The sequence below is a fragment of the Pseudomonas sp. DE0010 genome (assembly GCF_007680745.1).
Lineage (GTDB): Bacteria > Pseudomonadota > Gammaproteobacteria > Pseudomonadales > Pseudomonadaceae > Aquipseudomonas > Aquipseudomonas parafulva_B.
Window position 1 is genome coordinate 102,942 of sequence record NZ_VEJQ01000004.1, and the last position, 17,616, is coordinate 120,557.

The 17,616-nt window shown below is 62.0% G+C and carries 22 protein-coding genes; 10 read left to right on the forward strand and 12 right to left on the reverse strand.

Annotation, left to right across the window (positions count from 1 at the left end; translation table 11 throughout):
• Positions 1-21: 21 nt before the first annotated feature.
• The 11 genes from FS767_RS04600 to FS767_RS04650 form a co-directional block, all read right to left on the reverse strand.
• Entirely contained in the window at positions 22-1,305 is a 1,284-nt protein-coding gene (locus tag FS767_RS04600; RefSeq protein WP_144964394.1) for an MFS transporter, read from the reverse strand.
• Positions 1,306-1,426: 121 nt separating this feature from the next.
• Entirely contained in the window at positions 1,427-2,473 is a 1,047-nt protein-coding gene (hisC, locus tag FS767_RS04605) for a histidinol-phosphate transaminase (protein ID WP_144964395.1), read from the reverse strand.
• 2 nt (positions 2,474-2,475) lie between these two features.
• On the reverse strand, positions 2,476-3,801 hold the full coding sequence (gene hisD / locus FS767_RS04610; protein WP_144964396.1) for a histidinol dehydrogenase: 1,326 nt from the start codon (positions 3,799-3,801) through the stop codon (positions 2,476-2,478).
• Between the two features lie 126 nt (positions 3,802-3,927).
• A complete protein-coding gene (hisG, locus tag FS767_RS04615) occupies positions 3,928-4,563 on the reverse strand; it encodes an ATP phosphoribosyltransferase (protein ID WP_058604418.1) in 636 nt (211 codons plus the stop codon).
• Positions 4,564-4,684: 121 nt separating this feature from the next.
• Positions 4,685-5,950 (reverse strand): UDP-N-acetylglucosamine 1-carboxyvinyltransferase, encoded by a 1,266-nt coding sequence (gene murA, locus FS767_RS04620; RefSeq protein ID WP_058604417.1) that lies wholly within the window; start codon positions 5,948-5,950, stop codon positions 4,685-4,687.
• 23 nt (positions 5,951-5,973) lie between these two features.
• Positions 5,974-6,213 (reverse strand): BolA family protein, encoded by a 240-nt coding sequence (locus tag FS767_RS04625; protein WP_019471361.1) that lies wholly within the window; start codon positions 6,211-6,213, stop codon positions 5,974-5,976.
• A gap of 117 nt (positions 6,214-6,330) precedes the next feature.
• Positions 6,331-6,636: a lipid asymmetry maintenance protein MlaB gene (locus FS767_RS04630; protein WP_144964397.1), complete on the reverse strand. Its 306-nt coding sequence runs from the start codon at positions 6,634-6,636 to the stop codon at positions 6,331-6,333.
• Positions 6,633-7,280 (reverse strand): phospholipid-binding protein MlaC, encoded by a 648-nt coding sequence (locus FS767_RS04635; protein WP_023533395.1) that lies wholly within the window; start codon positions 7,278-7,280, stop codon positions 6,633-6,635. Before FS767_RS04635 ends, FS767_RS04630 begins: the two co-directional genes overlap by 4 nt.
• A gap of 9 nt (positions 7,281-7,289) precedes the next feature.
• Entirely contained in the window at positions 7,290-7,775 is a 486-nt protein-coding gene (gene mlaD / locus FS767_RS04640) for an outer membrane lipid asymmetry maintenance protein MlaD (protein ID WP_144964398.1), read from the reverse strand.
• Complete coding sequence (mlaE, locus tag FS767_RS04645) at positions 7,775-8,572, reverse strand: lipid asymmetry maintenance ABC transporter permease subunit MlaE (protein WP_058604415.1); 798 nt, start codon at positions 8,570-8,572, stop codon at positions 7,775-7,777. The genes mlaD and mlaE overlap by 1 nt, the downstream gene beginning before the upstream one ends.
• A complete protein-coding gene (locus FS767_RS04650; RefSeq protein WP_023533446.1) occupies positions 8,572-9,381 on the reverse strand; it encodes an ATP-binding cassette domain-containing protein in 810 nt (269 codons plus the stop codon). Before FS767_RS04650 ends, mlaE begins: the two co-directional genes overlap by 1 nt.
• A gap of 247 nt (positions 9,382-9,628) precedes the next feature.
• Between FS767_RS04650 and FS767_RS04655 the strand changes: the two genes are divergently transcribed.
• From FS767_RS04655 to FS767_RS04700, 10 genes are all read left to right on the forward strand, one after another.
• The gene (locus FS767_RS04655; RefSeq protein WP_058637505.1) at positions 9,629-10,603 is read left to right on the forward strand and encodes a KpsF/GutQ family sugar-phosphate isomerase; all 975 of its coding nucleotides are present in this window, start codon (positions 9,629-9,631) and stop codon (positions 10,601-10,603) included.
• Between the two features lie 11 nt (positions 10,604-10,614).
• Positions 10,615-11,139: an HAD family hydrolase gene (locus FS767_RS04660; protein WP_027913745.1), complete on the forward strand. Its 525-nt coding sequence runs from the start codon at positions 10,615-10,617 to the stop codon at positions 11,137-11,139.
• Positions 11,140-11,147: 8 nt separating this feature from the next.
• Positions 11,148-11,720 carry an LPS export ABC transporter periplasmic protein LptC gene (lptC, locus tag FS767_RS04665; RefSeq protein ID WP_028687057.1) on the forward strand — a complete coding sequence of 191 codons (573 nt, stop codon included), beginning with the start codon at positions 11,148-11,150 and terminating at the stop codon, positions 11,718-11,720.
• Positions 11,707-12,231 (forward strand): lipopolysaccharide transport periplasmic protein LptA, encoded by a 525-nt coding sequence (gene lptA / locus FS767_RS04670; protein ID WP_023533341.1) that lies wholly within the window; start codon positions 11,707-11,709, stop codon positions 12,229-12,231. The genes lptC and lptA overlap by 14 nt, the downstream gene beginning before the upstream one ends.
• Positions 12,232-12,957 (forward strand): LPS export ABC transporter ATP-binding protein, encoded by a 726-nt coding sequence (lptB, locus tag FS767_RS04675; RefSeq protein ID WP_144964399.1) that lies wholly within the window; start codon positions 12,232-12,234, stop codon positions 12,955-12,957. It abuts the gene before it with no gap.
• 175 nt (positions 12,958-13,132) lie between these two features.
• A complete protein-coding gene (locus FS767_RS04680) occupies positions 13,133-14,626 on the forward strand; it encodes an RNA polymerase factor sigma-54 (protein ID WP_058637503.1) in 1,494 nt (497 codons plus the stop codon).
• Between the two features lie 81 nt (positions 14,627-14,707).
• A complete protein-coding gene (gene hpf / locus FS767_RS04685; protein ID WP_058604411.1) occupies positions 14,708-15,016 on the forward strand; it encodes a ribosome hibernation-promoting factor, HPF/YfiA family in 309 nt (102 codons plus the stop codon).
• Between the two features lie 12 nt (positions 15,017-15,028).
• A complete protein-coding gene (gene ptsN, locus FS767_RS04690) occupies positions 15,029-15,493 on the forward strand; it encodes a PTS IIA-like nitrogen regulatory protein PtsN (protein ID WP_027913742.1) in 465 nt (154 codons plus the stop codon).
• Between the two features lie 2 nt (positions 15,494-15,495).
• Positions 15,496-16,350, forward strand: coding sequence for an RNase adapter RapZ (gene rapZ, locus FS767_RS04695; RefSeq protein WP_023533444.1), 855 nt, complete (start codon positions 15,496-15,498; stop codon positions 16,348-16,350).
• A 19-nt stretch (positions 16,351-16,369) separates the two neighbouring features.
• A complete protein-coding gene (locus FS767_RS04700) occupies positions 16,370-16,642 on the forward strand; it encodes an HPr family phosphocarrier protein (protein ID WP_078479052.1) in 273 nt (90 codons plus the stop codon).
• 85 nt (positions 16,643-16,727) lie between these two features.
• Here FS767_RS04700 and FS767_RS04705 read toward each other — a convergent pair whose 3' ends face one another.
• Positions 16,728-17,615, reverse strand: a complete 888-nt coding sequence (locus FS767_RS04705) for a ZIP family metal transporter (protein WP_144964465.1) — start codon at positions 17,613-17,615, stop codon at positions 16,728-16,730.
• Between the last annotated feature and the right edge of the window lies 1 nt (position 17,616).

Below are 17,616 nucleotides of genomic sequence, written 5' to 3' on the forward strand. Positions count from 1 at the left end.
TACGCCAGTACCACCGCGAAGCTATTGGACCTTCTCGCTGGTAACCTGCACATGCAACGCGCGCCCGGCCCCCAGGCCGAACACGATGGCCCCTGCACCGAGCACGGCAAACACCCAACCCAAAGCATTCCAGCCTCCGGTCAGGTCATGCACCAGGCCCACGGCGAACGGGCCCATCGACGCCAGCGTGTAGCCAACCCCCTGAGCCATGCTGGAGAGGTTCGCCGCCACATGCGCATCCCTTGAGCGCAGCACGATCAAGGTCAGTGCCAGGGCAAACGTGCCGCCTTGGCCCAGGCCCAGCAGCACTGCCCAGCCCCACAGCCCCGACAAGGGTGCGTAAAGGCAGCCGAACAGCCCGCACAAAGTCACCAGCATGACCACCACGATCGCCAGGCGCTGATCACGCCCACGGGTGGCCAGCCAAGGTGCCGCAAGCGAGCTGACCAGTTGCATGATCACCGACCCCGACAGCACCAGGCCCGCCTGGGTTGGGCTAAGGCCGCGGCCGATCAGGATCGAGGGCAGCCAGCCGAAGACAATGTAGGCGAGTGAGGACTGCAGCCCCATGTACAGTGTGACCTGCCATGCCAGCGGATCACGCCAAAGGCCACGCACGCGATAGGCGACCTTGTGCACGCCATGACCGTTGCGCGCCTGCGGCAGCCATACCAGCATGGCCAGCACGGCCGGTAGCATCCAGAACCCCAGTGCCGGGGCCCAGTTGTCGCCCAACGCGTGCGCCAACGGCACGGTCGCCCCCGCCGCCATCGCCGCCCCCAGGCACAGCGCCATGGTATAGACGCCGGTCAGCGTGCCGGCATGCTGTGGAAAGTCGCGCTTGACGATACCCGGCAGCAGTACACCGATGATGCCGATACTGGCACCGGCCACCAGGCTGCCCAGAAACAGACCTGTCGTGCCCAGGACACTGCGCAGTACGATGCCCAGCGCCAAGGTCGCCAGAATGCCCAGCACCACCCGTTCGCTGCCCAGACGGCGCGCCAGCATGGGCGCGAGCGGCGCGAACAGGCCCAGGCACAGCACCGGCAATGTCGTCAGCAGACCTGCCTGCGCTGCGCTGAGCCCCAGCCCGTCAGAAACCTGCCCCAGCACCGGCGCCACGCTCGACAACGCAGGGCGCAGGTTCAAGGCCACCAGTACCAGGCCGAGCAACAGCAGCCAGGGCTTGTGCCTGACCGGCGGCTGGCGCTGTACCTGCTCGTCGTCCGCCTCGGCGTCGATGAGCAACGGGTCGCGGTCAGGATCCACTGCGTGGGTTTGGGGCGTGCTAGGTTCAGGCATTGGTAACTCGTGTCAGAAGGCGAGCAAGATCAGGTGCGTAGCCTGGTCCGCACTCGTGGTTCGATAACCTTGAAAAAGACACTCGCCATGACCCTCGCGGGACATGGCGAACGCAACGGCGTCAGACCAGGGCGTCGAGCAACGCCTGATTCATTTCAGGAGTGCCAATGGTGATGCGCAGGAACTGATCGATCCGCGCCTGCTTGAAGTGACGCACGATCACCCCTTGCTCGCGTAGCCGGGCCGCGAGGGCGGCGGCATCGTGTTGGGGATGGCGGGCGAAGACGAAGTTGGCTGCCGATGGCAGCACCTCGAAGCCACGCGCTTGCAACTCGCCCACCAGCGCTCCGCGACTGTCGATCACTTTCTGGCAGGTCTGCTGGAAATAAGCGCGATCGGCGAATGCCGCTGCCGCACCGACGATAGCGGCGCGGTCCAGCGGGTAGGAGTTGAAACTGTTCTTGATCCGCTCCAGCGCCTCGATCAGGTCCGGATGACCTACCGCCAGGCCCACCCGCAGGCCGGCCAGGGAGCGCGATTTCGACAGGGTCTGGGTGACCAGCAAATTGTCGTAACGGCCTACCAGGCTGATCGCCGTCTGACCGCCGAAATCGATATAGGCCTCATCGACGACCACCACCGAATCTGGGTTCTGCTGCAACAGTTGCTCGATGGCCTGCAACGGCATCAGGCAGCCAGTCGGCGCATTGGGGTTGGGGAAAATGATGCCGGCATTGGGCTTGCGGTAGTCCTCGACGCGGATCTGGAACTGCTCGTCCAGGGGCACCTGCTCGTAGGCAATACCGTACAGCCCGCAATACACTGGATAGAAGCTGTAGCTGATGTCTGGGAACAGCAAAGGTGCATCGTGCTGGAACAGGCCATGGAAGATGTGCGCCAGCACCTCGTCCGAGCCGTTGCCGACAAACACCTGGGCAGCGGTGATGCCGTAGTAGTCCGCTACCGCCTGCTTCAGGTGATCGCCATTGGGATCAGGGTAAAGGCGCAGGCTGTCGTTGATTTCACCGCGCATGGCTTCGAGCGCCTTGGGCGACGGGCCATAGGGGTTCTCGTTGGTGTTCAGCTTGACCAGGCGGGCAAGCTTGGGTTGCTCACCAGGGACATAGGGCACCAGTGCCTTGACGAAAGGGCTCCAGAATCGACTCATGTTCAGTTCCCCTTCTCGGTAGTCAGAATGCGGTATTCGGCGCTGCGCGCGTGGGCGGTCAGCGACTCGCCGCGGGCCAGCACGGAGGCCGTTTGCCCCAGTTCGGAAGCGCCCTGCTCCGAACAGAAGATGATCGATGAACGCTTCTGGAAGTCATAGACCCCCAGCGGCGACGAGAAGCGTGCAGTGCCGGAGGTGGGCAATACATGGTTCGGGCCCGCGCAGTAGTCACCCAGCGCCTCGCTGGTGTGACGCCCCATGAAGATGGCGCCGGCATGACGGATGTGCGGCAGCCACGCCTGTGGATCTGCCACTGACAACTCGAGGTGCTCAGGCGCGATACGGTTGGCCACCTCGATGGCCTGCTGCATGTCGCGCACCTGGATCAATGCACCCCGCCCATTGACCGACTTCTCGATGATGTCGGCCCGCTCCATGGTCGGCAGCAGCTTGTCGATGCTCGCCGCGACGCGGTCGAGGAATGCAGCGTCCGGGCTTACCAGAATGGCCTGGGCGTCCTCGTCGTGCTCGGCCTGGGAGAACAGGTCCATGGCGATCCAGTCAGGATCGGTCTGGCCGTCACACACCACCAGGATCTCGGAGGGGCCGGCGATCATGTCGATCCCGACCTGCCCGAACACATGACGCTTGGCCGTGGCGACATAGATGTTGCCCGGGCCGACGATCTTGTCGACCTTGGGTACGCTGGCAGTGCCATAGGCCAGGGCAGCCACCGCCTGGGCGCCACCGACGGTGAACACCCGATCGACACCGGCGATACAGGCCGCAGCCAGCACCAGTTCGTTGACCTCGCCACGCGGTGTGGGCACCACCATGACCACCTCGCCCACACCAGCCACCTTGGCTGGAATGGCGTTCATCAGCACGGATGAGGGGTAGGACGCCTTGCCGCCAGGTACGTACAACCCGGCGCGATCCAGCGGGGTGACCTTCTGGCCCAGCACCGTGCCATCGGCTTCGGTGTACTGCCAGGAGTCCTGTTTTTGCCGCTCGTGGTAAAGGCGCACGCGCTGGGCGGCTTTTTCAAGGGCCGCACGCTGGGTGTCGGTGATGCGGGTCAGTGCGAGCTCAAGCCGCTGACGATCGAGGATCAAGTCCTGGATGGAGTCGGCTTGCAGGCCATCGAAGCGCTGGGTGAACTCTACCAGGGCGTCGTCGCCGCGCTCGCGCACAGCCTTGATGATGTCGAGCACGCGCTGGTTGACCGCCTCATCGGACACACTCTCCCAGCTCAGCAGATGATCCAGATGTCGGGCGAAGTCCGGGTCAGCAGCGTTGAGACGGGCAATTGCAGTGGACACGGTCATGGCGAGGGCCTCGGTTGATAGCGAATGCTCAGGCGCCCTAGGCTACCAGTCCATCCGCGCGGGCACCTGAGAAAAGTGGCTATGACGCGGATAGACGGGCGCGACAGCGAAGGTCGCGCGCAGAAGTCAGCCGCGGTGTCGCGATTCGACCGCTTTGCGCAGGGTGTCGATCAGGCTTTGGATGCGGGCGTGCTGCATTTTCATGGAGGCCTTGTTGACCACCAGGCGGGAACTGATGTCGGCGATCATTTCCTGGGGTTCCAGGCCGTTGGCACGCAAGGTGTTACCGGTATCGACCACGTCGATGATCTTGTCGGCCAGGTTGATCAGCGGCGCCAGCTCCATGGAACCGTACAGCTTGATGATGTCGACTTGGCGGCCTTGCTCGGCATAGTAACGCTTGGCCACGTTGACGAATTTGGTGGCCACCCGCAGACGCCCCTTGGGCTCTGGCGCACCGACCACCCCGGCCGTCATCAGCTTGCAGCGGGCAATCTGCAGGTCCAGCGGTTCGTAGAGACCTTGGCCGCCGTACTCCATCAGCACGTCCTTGCCAGCCACGCCCAGGTCGGCGGCGCCATGCTCGACATAGGTCGGCACGTCGGTGGCACGCACGATCAGCAAGCGCACGTCGTCCTGCGTGGTGGGAATGATCAGCTTGCGGCTCTTGTCCGGGTTCTCGGTGGGTGCGATACCGGCTTCGGCCAGCAACGGCAGGGTATCGTCGAGAATTCGGCCTTTGGAAAGCGCGATGGTCAGCATTGGAACGTCAGTCCTTAAGCGGCTACTGCTGGCCAGGTCAACGACCTGGCGGCATTCAATTCATGAGGCGCAGGCAGGACAAGCGAGGCTGCAAGCCCTCCTACACTGCGCCAAAGGGCTCCTAGCCCGGAACGCGACGGATCTTCGCGCCCAGCATCTGCAGTTTTTCCTCGATGCACTCGTACCCACGGTCGATGTGGTAGATACGATCGATCAGGGTGTCGCCCTCGGCAACCAGGGCCGACAGTACCAGACTGGCCGATGCGCGCAAGTCGGTGGCCATGACCGGGGCGCCCTTGAGCGCATTGACGCCAGTGACGATGGCCGTGTTGCCCTCAACCTGGATCTGCGCGCCCATACGGTGCATTTCATACACGTGCATGAAGCGGTTTTCGAAGATCGTCTCGATGACAGCGCCAGTGCCTTCGGCGATGGCGTTGAGCGAGATGAACTGCGCCTGCATGTCGGTCGGGAACGCAGGATAGGGCGCGGTGCGCAGGTTGACAGCCTTGGGCCGCTTGCCGTGCATGTCCAGCTCGATCCAGTCCGCGCCGGTGTTGATGTCGGCACCGGCCTCCTTGAGTTTTTCCAGTACGGCTTCAAGGATGGTTGGATCGGTGTCCTTGACCTTGACGCGGCCACCGGTCACGGCAGCGGCGACCAGGTAGGTGCCGGTCTCGATACGGTCGGGCATGACCCGGTAGTTGGCCGAACCCAAACGCTCCACGCCATCGATGGTGATGGTGTCGGTGCCCGCGCCCTGCACGTTACCGCCCATGGCATTGATGAAGTTGGCCAAGTCAACCACTTCAGGCTCGCGCGCAGCGTTCTGCAACACGCTGCGGCCTTTGGCCAGGGCTGCGGCCATCATGATGTTCTCGGTACCGGTCACGCTGACGGTATCGAAGAAGAAGTGCGCGCCGCGCAGCCCGCCTTCAGGCGCCTTGGCCTTGATGTAGCCGGCCTCGACTTCGATGGTTGCGCCCATGGCCTCCAGGCCGCGGATGTGCAGGTCGACCGGGCGTGAGCCAATGGCGCAACCGCCGGGCAAGGCCACTTCGGCTTCACCGAAGCGGGCTACCATGGGGCCGAGCACCAGGATCGAGGCACGCATGGTCTTGACCAGTTCATACGGCGCGACCAGGGTCTTGATGCTGCGCGGGTCGATTTCCACAGCCAGCTTTTCGTCGATCACAGGCTCGATGCCCATGCGCCCGAACAGCTCGATCATGGTAGTGATGTCGTGCAGGTGCGGCAGGTTGCCTACGGTGACCGGGCCATCGGCCAGCAAGGTGGCGGCCAGGATCGGCAGGGCGGCGTTTTTCGCACCCGAAATGCGGATCTCGCCGTCAAGACGAGCGCCACCAGTGATAATCAGTTTGTCCATTTGGAATCTCGCCGCCTTGTGGCTCAGGTGCGCTCAGCCCAAGCTGCGCTGCTGAAAAATTTCATGGTTACCGCATGAATGCTGCCATTGGCGATCCATGGATTGAGGTGGGCGTAGATCGCCTGCTGACGCTTGACCGGGCTAAGGCCAGCCAGCTCGTCGCTGATCACGTTCAACTGGAAGTTGCAGCCTTCGCCTTCAACTTCGACCCGGGAACCCGGCAATTTTTCTTCAAGGAAGCTTTTAACTTCTAGGGCCTGCATGCTCAACCTCAATCGGCGCCCGATGCGCACGGGTCGGCCATCATACAAAAAAGCCCCTCGCCTGCGAAGCCCAACGAAGGGGTTCACTGACCGAGGGGCGATTCTACCGCTAGCGCTTCAGCTCGCCAGCACCTCGTCGAGGTCATAAACCTGGGCGATGTCGCGCATGTCATCAGGCATGCCACGCACCTGGCAACGCTTGCCAGCGGCCTGGGCGTCGCGCAGGAAAGACAGCAACAGCGACAGGCCCACGCTCGTGGAGTGCTCGACAGCCGTGCAGTCGATGATCAGCTGCGCGTCACCGCTGGCCTTGATCAGCGCCTGGCCCTGCTTGCGCAGTGCAGGGCCACTGCGGTAGTCCAGCACGCCGGCCAGGCGCAGTACGCCAGGCTCGGCCATGCTTGCGGTGGCGGCCTGGCTCATTTGACAGCCTTTTCCGGCGAGCTGTCGGCGCTTTGCTTGGCCTTGGCCACTTCGCCGGCCCAGCCGTCGATGGTCTTGTCCAGGTCGTTGCCGTTGCGCTGCATGGCATCGGCGAACTGGTCACGGAACAGCTTGCCGATGTTGATGCCGTTGACAATCACATTGCGGACCTTCCACTCGCCAGCGATGTTCTGCAACGTGTACTGCACCGGGTATACCGCGCCGTTGTTGCCGGTGACCTTCATGCCAACGCTGGCACGCTTGCCATCATCGGCCTTGGCAGGGTCGACCACAATTCCTTCGTTGTTGTATTCGAGCAGGGCATTACCGTAGAACTGCAGCAGGCTGCGCTTGAAGTTTTCCTGGAAGCGCTGCATCTGCTCAGGCGTGGCCTTGCGCGAATACTTGACGGTCATGATGCTCCTGGAGATACCGTCGGCATCGACCACTGGACCGAGAATCCGATTGAGCGACTCGTAAAACGCATTGGGGTTGGCCTTGTACTGCTGCTTGTTGGCCTTCAGATCACTCAACAGCTCGTTGGTGGTGCTCTGGATCACATCGTGGGGCGATTGTGCCGCCACGGCCAGCAAGGGGAAAGCCGCCAGCAGAACCAGCAGGCCACGTCGCAGAATCGATATCATGGAAACTCCTCAGTTGTCCGGTTGCGCGTCTCTGGGTTCCTTGCCAACGGAGTTGAGCAGGAACTTGCCAATCAGGTCTTCGAGTACCAGCGACGACTGGGTGTCGTGAATGGTCGCACCCTCCTTGAGTACGTCTTCCTCACCGCCCACGCTGATACCGATGTATTTCTCGCCAAGCAGCCCGGCCGTCAGGATCGACGCCGTGGAGTCGGTCGGCAGGTTATCCACCGACTTGTCCAGTTGCAGCGTCACCCGACCGGTGTACGAATCACGGTCCAGGTCGATGGCGGTGACCTTGCCGATGGTAACGCCGGCCATGGTCACCTTGGCTCTGACAGTCAAACCGGCGATATTGTCGAAGTAGGCATAAACTTTGTACGTATCGGCGGCCGGGCTGGCCGATAGGCCACTGACACGCAGGGCCAGCATCAGCAACGCCAGAATGCCGGCCAGGAGGAACAGGCCGACACCGATTTCCAGGGTGCGGTTTTGCATCAGAAATCTCCAAACATCAAAGCGGTCAGAATAAAGTCCAGACCCAGTACAGCCAGCGAGGCATAGACCACGGTCTTGGTAGTGGCACGGCTGATCCCTTCAGAAGTGGGCTCGCAGTCGTACCCTTGGAACACGGCAATCCAGGTGGTAACAAAGGCGAACACCAGGCTCTTGATCAGCCCGTTGAGCACATCGTCGGTGAAGGAGACACTGTTCTGCATGTTGGCCCAGAAAGACCCCTCGTAGACGCCCAGCCAGTCGACCGCCACCCACGAGCCACCCCAGATACCGACCACGCTGAAGATCAGCGCCAGCAACGGCAGCGAGATGAACCCTGCCCATAGGCGCGGCGCAACAATGTATTTGAGGGGGTCGACGCCGATCATCTCGAGGCTGGAAAGCTGCTCGGTTGACTTCATGTTGCCGATCTCGGCCGTCAGGGCAGAACCGGCCCGGCCTGCGAACAGCAAGGCGGTGACGACCGGGCCCAGTTCGCGCAGCAGGGTCAGGGCGACCATCTGCCCTACCGCCTGCTCGGAGCCGTACTTGGTAAGGATGCTGTAGCCCTGCAGGGCCAGCACCATGCCGATGAACATGCCCGAGACCACCACGATGGCCAAGGACAGCACACCCACCGAATACAGTTGGCGAGTGAGCAACTGAAAGCCGCCGCCGATGCCGCCGCGTCCGACCAGCGCATGGAACAGAAACAGGCAGGACCGCCCCAGCACCGCCAGCACGTCAATGGCCGAGCGCCCCAGCAGGCGCACACGTTCAAGAATGGATTTCTGACGCATCAGCGCGCCCCCAGCAGGTCGGCGCGGTAATCGGGCGCAGGGAAATGGAACGGCACGGGGCCATCGGGATCGCCTTTCATGAACTGGCGAATGCGCGGGTTATCCGAACCCATCAATTCGTCCGGGGTACCTTGCCCCAGCACCTGGCCATCGCCCACCACATAGATGTAGTCGGCGATGCTGGCAGTTTCTGCCAGGTCATGGGACACCACGATGCTGGTAATGCCCAGGGCATCGTTGAGCAGGCGGATCAGGCGCACCAGCACGCCCATGGCGATCGGGTCCTGGCCCACGAAGGGCTCGTCGTACATGAGGATCTGCGGGTCCAGTGCGATGGCCCGGGCCAGGGCCACGCGCCGCTTCATGCCGCCGGACAGTTCGTCCGGCATCAGGTCGATGGCGCCGCGCAAGCCCACTGCCTGCAGTTTCATCAGCACGATGTCGCGAATCATCTCGTCTGGCAGTTGGGTGTGCACGCGCAGGGGGAACGCCACGTTCTCGAAGACATCGAGGTCGGTGAACAGGGCGCCGCTCTGGAACAGCACGCCCATCTGCTTGCGTGCATCGAACAGGTCACTGCGTGAAAGCGCCGGCAGGTTCTGCCCGGCCACCCACACTTCCCCGCTTGCAGGGCGCAGTTGCGCACCCATCAGACGAAGCAACGTGGTCTTGCCGCAACCCGATGGCCCCATGATGCCGGTGACCTTGCCGCGTGGGATACGGATGTCGACATTGTTGAAAATGCTGCGCGAACCGCGTTTGAAGGTAACCCCCTTCAACTCGACCGCGCAGGCGCTATCCACACTCATCTAGACTCCTTGCTAGTGCAGCCCTGTCCTAGTGGACGTCAGCCTTCATCGGGAAGGCACACACCCCGGGCCAGGCCGAATAGCCGCGAACTATAACACCGCTCTGAACGCCGCCCCAAGGCCGTACCGCCCGCTGTTCAGCTAGCCGACAGTGTCTGGGGATATTGCCTACGACAATCGAAAGCGTGAGGGTTTCAATCATTACCGCTATAATCGCCGCCTTTTTATCAGACACTGCTTTTTCGACATGAGCCAATCCAGCGAGCTGATCCAATCCGCCCAGCGCACCCTGCGCCTGGAACTCGAGGCCGTCACGGCCCTGATCGAGCGTATCGGCGACGACTTCGTCAAGGCCTGCGAGCTGATCCTGGCCAGCAAGGGCCGGGTCGTGGTGGTCGGCATGGGCAAGTCCGGGCATATCGGCAACAAGATCGCCGCCACCTTGGCCAGCACCGGCACGCCAGCCTTCTTCGTGCACCCGGCCGAAGCCAGCCACGGCGACATGGGCATGATCACCCGCGACGACGTGATCCTCGCGCTGTCGAACTCCGGCAGCACTGCCGAAATCATCACCTTGCTACCACTGATCAAGCGCCTGGGTATCAAGCTGGTGAGCCTGACCGGCAACCCGGCCTCGTCCTTGGCCCAGGCCGCCGACGTCAATCTTGACGCCAGCGTCGCCCAGGAAGCCTGCCCGCTGAACCTGGCACCCACATCCTCCACCACCGCCTCGCTGGTTTTGGGGGACGCCCTTGCCATCGCCCTGCTCGAAGCACGCGGCTTTACGGCCGAAGACTTTGCTTTCTCGCACCCCGGCGGTGCGCTGGGACGCAGGCTGCTGCTCAAGGTCGAGAACGTCATGCATGCCGGCGACGACCTGCCCAGGGTCACGCGCGGCACGCTGCTCAAGGACGCCCTGCTTGAAATGTCCCGCAAAGGCCTGGGCATGACCGTGATCATCGAAAACGATGGCACCCTGGCCGGCGTCTTCACCGACGGCGACCTGCGCCGCAGCCTGGACCGCAACATCGATGTGCGCACCGCCTTGATCGAGGAGGTGATGACGGTACACGGCAAGACCGCCCGGGCTGAAATGCTGGCTGCCGAGGCATTGAAAATCATGGAAGACAACAAGATTGGCGCACTGGTGGTGGTGGACGCCCACGATCGCCCCACCGGCGCCCTGAACATGCACGATCTGCTGCGCGCTGGCGTACTGTGAGGAGCTCCACGATGAATCAGGATCTGATGCAACGCGCCAAGGCCATCAAACTGGCGGTCTTCGACGTCGATGGCGTGCTCACCGACGGGCGCCTCTATTTTCTTGAGGACGGCAGCGAGTTCAAGACCTTCAATACCCTCGACGGGCATGGCATCAAGATGCTGATGGCGTCAGGCGTCACCACCGCGATCATCAGCGGACGCAAGACACCGGTCGTCGAGCGCAGGGCGAAGAACCTGGGTATCGCGCATCTGTATCAGGGGCGCGAGGACAAACTCGTTGTGCTCGACGGCCTGCTCGCCGAGCTGGGCCTGAGCTATGATCAGGTGGCCTACCTTGGCGACGACCTGCCGGACTTGCCGGTCATTCGTCGCGTGGCACTGGGCATGGCCGTGGCCAATGCGGCGCCGTTCGTGCGCGAACACGCTCATGGCGTAACCCAGGCCCGCGGGGGCGAAGGTGCCGCGCGCGAATTCTGCGAACTCATCATGCAGGCCCAGGGCACCCTGGATGCTGCCAACGCCAACTACCTGTAAGGTTGCCCATGTTCAGCAAGAAAGCCAGAAACATCGTGCTGCTCGGGGCCATTGCAGCCCTGCTGGTGGCCGTCGGCTATTGGAACGTCAGCCCGGAGAGTTTCCTGGAGAAGCCAGTCGCCCAGGTCGACGAAAGCGCCATCGACTACTACGCCATCAACGCCCACAGCGTCCAGTTTCTGCCCGATGGCAGGCTCCAGTACGAAATGACCGCTGACAAAGTCGAACATCTCAAGGCCAGCGAGGTCACGATGTTGACCACGCCGGACTTGCACCTGTACCGCGGCACCGCGTTCCCGTGGCATGTACAGAGCACCCGCGCCGAGGTCAACCCCGACGGCAGCGAGGTCGAGTTGATCGACAATGTGCGGGTTGCCCGCACTGACGAACAGAAGCGTGAGACCATCATCACCAGCTCGCGCATGACCGTGTTCCCGCAGAAGCAATATGCGCAGACCGAGCAAGCCGTTAGAATCGACGGCGCCGGTGGGACGACCACGGGCAAAGGAATGAAAGCGTACCTGAAAGAAGGCAGGATGGACCTGCTCTCTAACGTAAGAGGACAGTATGAGGCTCGTTAAAACCCTCCCCCTTTTGCTCAGCCTGAGCGCAGCACTGGGAAGCGCGAGCGCCCTCGCCCTGCCGAACGACCGTGACCAGCCGATTCGCATCCAGGCCGACAATGCGCACCTGGACGACAAGAAAGGCGTGGCCACCTACACCGGTGACGTGATCATTACCCAGGGCTCGATGATGATCAAAGGCAACACCGTGACCATCACTCGCACGAACGGTGGCGATATCGACGTGGTTACCTCGGTGGGCAACCTGGCCTACTTCGAGCAGCAACAAAGCGCGTCCAAGGCGGACAAGATGAAAGGCTGGGGCGTTACCATCCAGTACCAGGCCCAGAAAGACCTGGTGGTACTCACCGACCGAGCCAAGGTGGAGAACGAAGGCAACACCACCGAAGGCGAGAAAATCGTCTACAACACCCAGACACAAGTGGCCACTGCCGGTCGGGGTGGCAACGTAACCACGCCGCGTCAGCGCATCGACATGGTGATCCAGCCCAAGAAGAAGGCCGAGTAAATGGCAACCCTCAAAGCCCAGCACCTGGCCAAGAGCTACAAGGGCCGCCAGGTCGTGCGAGACGTCAGCCTGTCGATCGACAGCGGTCAGATCGTCGGCCTGCTCGGCCCCAACGGCGCCGGCAAGACCACGTGCTTCTACATGATCGTCGGCCTGGTTCAGGCCGATCAGGGGCGCGTGCTGATCGACAGCCTCGATGTCAGCCACCAGCCCATGCACGGTCGCGCCCAGGCCGGTATCGGCTATCTTCCGCAGGAAGCGTCGATCTTCCGCAAGCTGTCGGTGGCCGACAACATCAAGGCGATCCTGGAAACCCGCAAGGACCTCGATCGCGAGGGCCAGCGCCAGGCGCTCGAAAGCCTGCTCCAGGAATTCCACATCACCCACATTCGCGACAACCTGGGCATGAGCCTGTCCGGTGGTGAGCGGCGCCGTGTCGAGATTGCCCGGGCATTGGCAACCGCGCCAAAATTCATTCTGCTCGATGAGCCCTTCGCAGGCGTGGACCCGATTTCGGTTGGGGATATCAAGCAGATCATTCATCACCTCAAGGCCAAGGGCATCGGTGTGCTGATCACGGACCACAACGTGCGTGAAACGCTCGATATCTGTGAAACGGCCTACATCGTCAATGACGGTCGCTTGATCGCCGAAGGCGATGCCCAGACCATCCTGGCCAATGACCTGGTGAAAGAAGTTTACCTGGGGCACGAGTTCAGGCTTTGATCAAGACGCGCGCCTTGGGCACGGACAAAGACGCCCACAAGTTGGGCCAAGTTGTTACAGTGCTCTAGGCAAACGCTACAATTTAAGGCATAAATCTTGCTTGAAATGGCGCCCCGGCGCCCTCGTGTAGTGGAAGGCGCATGTGCGCCGGCGAACAAGGTACAAAGCATCTGCCATGAAACCATCGCTCGTCCTAAAAATGGGCCAGCAACTGACGATGACACCGCAGTTGCAACAGGCCATCCGCCTGCTCCAGCTTTCCACCCTGGACCTTCAGCAGGAAATCCAGGAAGCCCTGGAGTCCAATCCGATGCTCGAGCGCCAGGAAGACGGCGACGACTTCGACAACACCGACCCCATGGCGGATAACGCCGAGAACAAACCCACCAGCGACGTTCAGGACAACAGCTTCCAGGAAACCACTGCCAGCGCCGAGAACCTCGAAGACGGCGAGTGGAACGAACGCATTCCCAACGAGCTTCCCGTCGACACCGCCTGGGAAGACATCTACCAGACAAGCGCCAGCAGCCTGCCGAGCAATGACGACGACGAGTGGGATTTCACTACCCGCACTTCGGCTGGGGAGAGCTTGCAAAGCCACCTGCTATGGCAGTTGAACCTGGCCCCGATGTCCGATACCGATCGGCTCATTGCAGTCACCTTGATCGACAGCATCAACAACCAGGGCTACCTGGAAGACAGCCTGGACGAGATTTGTGCAGGGTTTGACCCCGAGCTCGACATCGAGCTGGACGAAGTCGAGGCAGTGCTGCACCGTATCCAGCAATTCGAACCTGCTGGTGTGGGCGCCCGTACGCTGGGCGAATGCCTGTTGCTGCAACTGCGCCAGCTGCCGGCCAGCACCCCGTGGATGACCGAGGCTATGCGCCTGGTCAGCGACTTCATCGACCTGCTGGGAAGCCGCGACTACAGCCAGCTCATGCGCCGCATGAAACTCAAGGAAGACGAGCTGCGCCAGGTCATCGAACTGGTGCAGAGCCTCAACCCTCGCCCAGGGTCGCAAATCGAGTCCAGCGAGCCCGAGTACGTTGTCCCGGATGTGATCGTGCGCAAGGACAGCGAGCGGTGGTTGGTAGAGCTAAACCAGGAGGCGGTGCCACGCCTGCGCGTGAATGCGCAATACGCCGGGTTCGTGCGCCGCGCCGACACCAGTGCCGACAACACCTTCATGCGCAACCAGCTGCAGGAAGCCCGCTGGTTCATCAAGAGCCTGCAAAGTCGCAACGAAACCTTGATGAAGGTGGCTACGCAGATCGTCGAGCACCAGCGCGGCTTCCTGGACCACGGCGACGAGGCGATGAAGCCGCTGGTGCTGCACGACATCGCAGAAGCCGTGGGCATGCACGAATCGACCATTTCCCGGGTCACCACCCAGAAGTACATGCACACCCCCCGTGGCATCTACGAGTTGAAATACTTTTTCTCGAGCCACGTCAGCACCTCCGAGGGCGGTGAATGCTCGTCCACGGCGATCCGCGCGATCATCAAGAAACTGGTTGCGGCGGAAAATCAGAAAAAGCCATTGAGTGACAGCAAGATCGCTGGTTTACTGGAGGCACAAGGCATCCAGGTCGCCCGTCGCACCGTCGCCAAGTACCGCGAGTCCCTGGGTATCGCACCCTCGAGCGAGCGCAAGCGATTGATGTAGCCCCTGAGATGTGCCACCGCGTTTGTGTGGCAGGTGCAACACCTGCCTCTTTGATGCACGGGCAACAAAAGGAGAAGCTGTATGCAAGTCAATATCAGTGGACAGCATGTAGAAGTCACCCAGCCAATGCGCGATTACGTGCTCGAAAAGCTCGCCCGCGTGGAGAGTCACTTCGACAAGATCACTAACGTGCAGGTCATCATGAAAGTCGAGAAGCTGCAGCAGAAGGTCGAAGCGACCTTGCAGATTCCTGGCGGTGAAGTGGTAGCCAACGCCGAACACGAAGACATGTATGCAGCGATCGACGCCTTGGCCGACAAGCTCGACCGCCAACTGAAAAAACACAAGGAAAAACAGCAAAGCCTGCTGCAAGGTGCAGCAGCCCGCTGATCCCCCTCATCCATGATCCGACTTGAAACCATCCTGACCCCCGGCCGTTCCCTCGTGAACGTGCCGGGCGGCAGCAAGAAGCGCGCCCTTGAAAAGGTCGCCACCCTGATTGCCGATCAAGTGCCTGAACTTGAGATGCAAGACGTCTTCGAAAAACTGGTGGCCCGCGAAAAGCTGGGCTCCACCGGTTTTGGCAATGGCATCGCCATCCCCCATTGCCGCCTTGAAGGATGCTCCTCACCGGTCAGCGCCCTTCTGCACCTCGACGCGCCTATTGATTATGACGCGATCGATGGCGCGCCCGTGGACCTGCTTTTCGTTCTGCTGGTTCCGGTTGCGGCCACTGACGCCCATCTTGAACTGCTGCGCCAGATAGCCAGCATGCTCGATCGCAAGGACGTTCGTGATCGCTTGCGTGCAGCCCAGAGCAGCGAGGCCTTGTTCCAGGTCGTCCTGGACGTGCAGAACGAGCATTGAACATGCGCTTGATCATCGTCAGTGGCCGGTCCGGCTCCGGCAAGAGCACGGCCCTCGATGTCCTTGAAGACAACGGGTTCTACTGCATCGACAACCTGCCCGCCGGGCTGCTGCCGCAGTTGGCGGAAAGCGCGCTGCTCAACACCGAGTTGCCGCAGCCCAAGGTTGCCGTATCGATTGACGCGCGTAACCTGCCAAGCCACTTGTCGCGTTTTCCCGAACTGCTCGAACAAGCGCGTGCCCGTCACATCCAGTGCGATGTGCTGTACCTCGATGCCGACGAAGACACGCTGCTCAAGCGCTTCTCCGAAACCCGCCGGCGCCACCCGTTGACCAATGCTGATCGCTCACTGGCCGAGGCGATTCGCGTCGAACGGGATTTGCTGGGGCCGATCGCCGATCTGGCCGACCTCAAGATCGATACCACCCGCCTGAATCTCTATCAATTGCGCGACTCGATCAAGCTACGCCTGTTGGACAAGCCAGAGCCGGGTACGGCTTTTCTAGTGGAATCATTCGGCTTCAAGCGGGGTATGCCGGTCGATGCCGACCTGGTGTTCGACGTGCGCTGCCTGCCCAACCCCTACTGGAAGCCAGAACTGCGCGAGCACTCCGGCCTTGAACAGCCCGTCATCGACTACCTCGCCGCCCAGCCGGACGTCGAAGAGATGTTCACCGACATTTCCAGCTACCTGCTCAAGTGGCTGCCACGGTTCGCCGCCAGCAACCGTGCCTATGTCACCATCGCCATCGGATGCACTGGCGGCCATCATCGCTCGGTGTACCTAACCGAACGGCTGGGCCAGTTGCTCCAGCAATCTTTGAAAAACGTCCAGGTTCGCCACCGCGACCTCTAGCCCAAGGATCCGCCAGCTCATGCCCGCCCGCGAAATCACGATCATCAACAAACTGGGTCTGCATGCCCGGGCGGCAGCCAAATTCGTCGGGGTTGCCGGTCGCTTTCCCTGCCAGGTCAAGGTGGGTCGTGCACCGGACAAGCTGGTCGATGGCAAGAGCATCATGGGTGTCATGATGCTGGCGGCGGGCAAAGGCACTCAGGTCTACCTGCATACCGAAGGCGAGCAGGACAGTGAAGCCATGGAGGCACTGGTCGAGTTGATCAACAACTATTTCGACGAGGGGGAGTGAACCCTCAGCACGGCCAGCATGCGTTTCCATCGGCCGTCGCCAAGTGCGCCACCCTCCTCCTTGCGCCCGCAGTCTCACGGGCGCTTCAGGACAGCGCGGTATCCATCACCATCATCAAGCAGAAACCGATGCACAGCCCCAGGCTGGCCAGGCGGTGATTACCGTGGCTGCGTGATTCGGGGATGATTTCCTGGGTCACGACCAGCAGCATCGCCCCTGCAGCGCAGGCCAGGCCCAGCGGCAAGAGCAGTTGCGCCACATTCACAAGCCAGGCGCAGATAACGGCCGCCACTGGCTCCACCAGACCGGAGGCGGCGCCGATGAGAAAGGCCTTGAAGCGTGACATGCCTGCGCCGGCAAGTACCAGCGCAATGACCAGTCCCTCCGGTACATCCTGCAAGGCGATGCCCATTGCCAGGCTATCGGCGTCTGCCATGCCCCCGCCCGCTGATACGCCTATGGCCATGCCCTCTGGAATGTTGTGGGCGATGATGGCGAACACGAACAGCCACACGCGCGAGGCGATGACCGGTTCGCCAGAGGTCAGCCCTGAGGGTGAGCCTGCCGAGAGTTTCAAGTCCACCAGATAAAGGCACAGCGCGCCTGTCAGCAGGCCCGCGCTAATGAGGACGCCGGCTCCCCATGCACCAAAGCCGATTGCCTGAGCGGCCTCCAGCCCAGGCACCAGCAGCGAGAAGGCCGTGGCCGCCAGCATGACGCCAGCACCAAAGCCCAACAGGGTGTCCGCCAGCGCCACGGGCATGGTGCGAATTACCAGTACGGGGACCGCACCCAGGGCCGTCCCCAATGCGCATAGCGCGCCGCCCTCCAACGCCCGCAACACACGTGGGTCCAGGTCGAGCCAGGCAAGTGCGCGCGCCACCAGCAACGCGGTGCCGGCCAGCAGCAACAGGGTGCCAAGCGCCAGCCTGAACAAGCGCACGCTGTTGACGGACATCACTTCGGCGCGCATG

What these genes read in the sequence shown, in the direction of transcription:
- hpf (WP_058604411.1), top strand. Translation starts at nt 14,708, where the DNA reads ATGCAAGTCAATATCAGTGGACAGCATGTAGAAGTCACCCAGCCAATG.
- FS767_RS04650 (WP_023533446.1), bottom strand. Translation starts at nt 9,381, where the DNA reads ATGAGTGTGGATAGCGCCTGCGCGGTCGAGTTGAAGGGGGTTACCTTC.
- mlaD (WP_144964398.1), bottom strand. Translation starts at nt 7,775, where the DNA reads ATGCAAAACCGCACCCTGGAAATCGGTGTCGGCCTGTTCCTCCTGGCC.
- hisC (WP_144964395.1), bottom strand. Translation starts at nt 2,473, where the DNA reads ATGAGTCGATTCTGGAGCCCTTTCGTCAAGGCACTGGTGCCCTATGTC.
- FS767_RS04625 (WP_019471361.1), bottom strand. Translation starts at nt 6,213, where the DNA reads ATGCAGGCCCTAGAAGTTAAAAGCTTCCTTGAAGAAAAATTGCCGGGT.
- FS767_RS04700 (WP_078479052.1), top strand. Translation starts at nt 16,370, where the DNA reads ATGCCCGCCCGCGAAATCACGATCATCAACAAACTGGGTCTGCATGCC.
- rapZ (WP_023533444.1), top strand. Translation starts at nt 15,496, where the DNA reads ATGCGCTTGATCATCGTCAGTGGCCGGTCCGGCTCCGGCAAGAGCACG.
- lptC (WP_028687057.1), top strand. Translation starts at nt 11,148, where the DNA reads ATGTTCAGCAAGAAAGCCAGAAACATCGTGCTGCTCGGGGCCATTGCA.
- ptsN (WP_027913742.1), top strand. Translation starts at nt 15,029, where the DNA reads ATGATCCGACTTGAAACCATCCTGACCCCCGGCCGTTCCCTCGTGAAC.
- FS767_RS04635 (WP_023533395.1), bottom strand. Translation starts at nt 7,280, where the DNA reads ATGATATCGATTCTGCGACGTGGCCTGCTGGTTCTGCTGGCGGCTTTC.
- lptA (WP_023533341.1), top strand. Translation starts at nt 11,707, where the DNA reads ATGAGGCTCGTTAAAACCCTCCCCCTTTTGCTCAGCCTGAGCGCAGCA.
- murA (WP_058604417.1), bottom strand. Translation starts at nt 5,950, where the DNA reads ATGGACAAACTGATTATCACTGGTGGCGCTCGTCTTGACGGCGAGATC.
- FS767_RS04655 (WP_058637505.1), top strand. Translation starts at nt 9,629, where the DNA reads ATGAGCCAATCCAGCGAGCTGATCCAATCCGCCCAGCGCACCCTGCGC.
- mlaE (WP_058604415.1), bottom strand. Translation starts at nt 8,572, where the DNA reads ATGCGTCAGAAATCCATTCTTGAACGTGTGCGCCTGCTGGGGCGCTCG.
- FS767_RS04660 (WP_027913745.1), top strand. Translation starts at nt 10,615, where the DNA reads ATGAATCAGGATCTGATGCAACGCGCCAAGGCCATCAAACTGGCGGTC.
- hisD (WP_144964396.1), bottom strand. Translation starts at nt 3,801, where the DNA reads ATGACCGTGTCCACTGCAATTGCCCGTCTCAACGCTGCTGACCCGGAC.
- lptB (WP_144964399.1), top strand. Translation starts at nt 12,232, where the DNA reads ATGGCAACCCTCAAAGCCCAGCACCTGGCCAAGAGCTACAAGGGCCGC.
- FS767_RS04630 (WP_144964397.1), bottom strand. Translation starts at nt 6,636, where the DNA reads ATGAGCCAGGCCGCCACCGCAAGCATGGCCGAGCCTGGCGTACTGCGC.
- FS767_RS04600 (WP_144964394.1), bottom strand. Translation starts at nt 1,305, where the DNA reads ATGCCTGAACCTAGCACGCCCCAAACCCACGCAGTGGATCCTGACCGC.
- FS767_RS04705 (WP_144964465.1), bottom strand. Translation starts at nt 17,615, where the DNA reads ATGCGCGCCGAAGTGATGTCCGTCAACAGCGTGCGCTTGTTCAGGCTG.
- FS767_RS04680 (WP_058637503.1), top strand. Translation starts at nt 13,133, where the DNA reads ATGAAACCATCGCTCGTCCTAAAAATGGGCCAGCAACTGACGATGACA.
- hisG (WP_058604418.1), bottom strand. Translation starts at nt 4,563, where the DNA reads ATGCTGACCATCGCGCTTTCCAAAGGCCGAATTCTCGACGATACCCTG.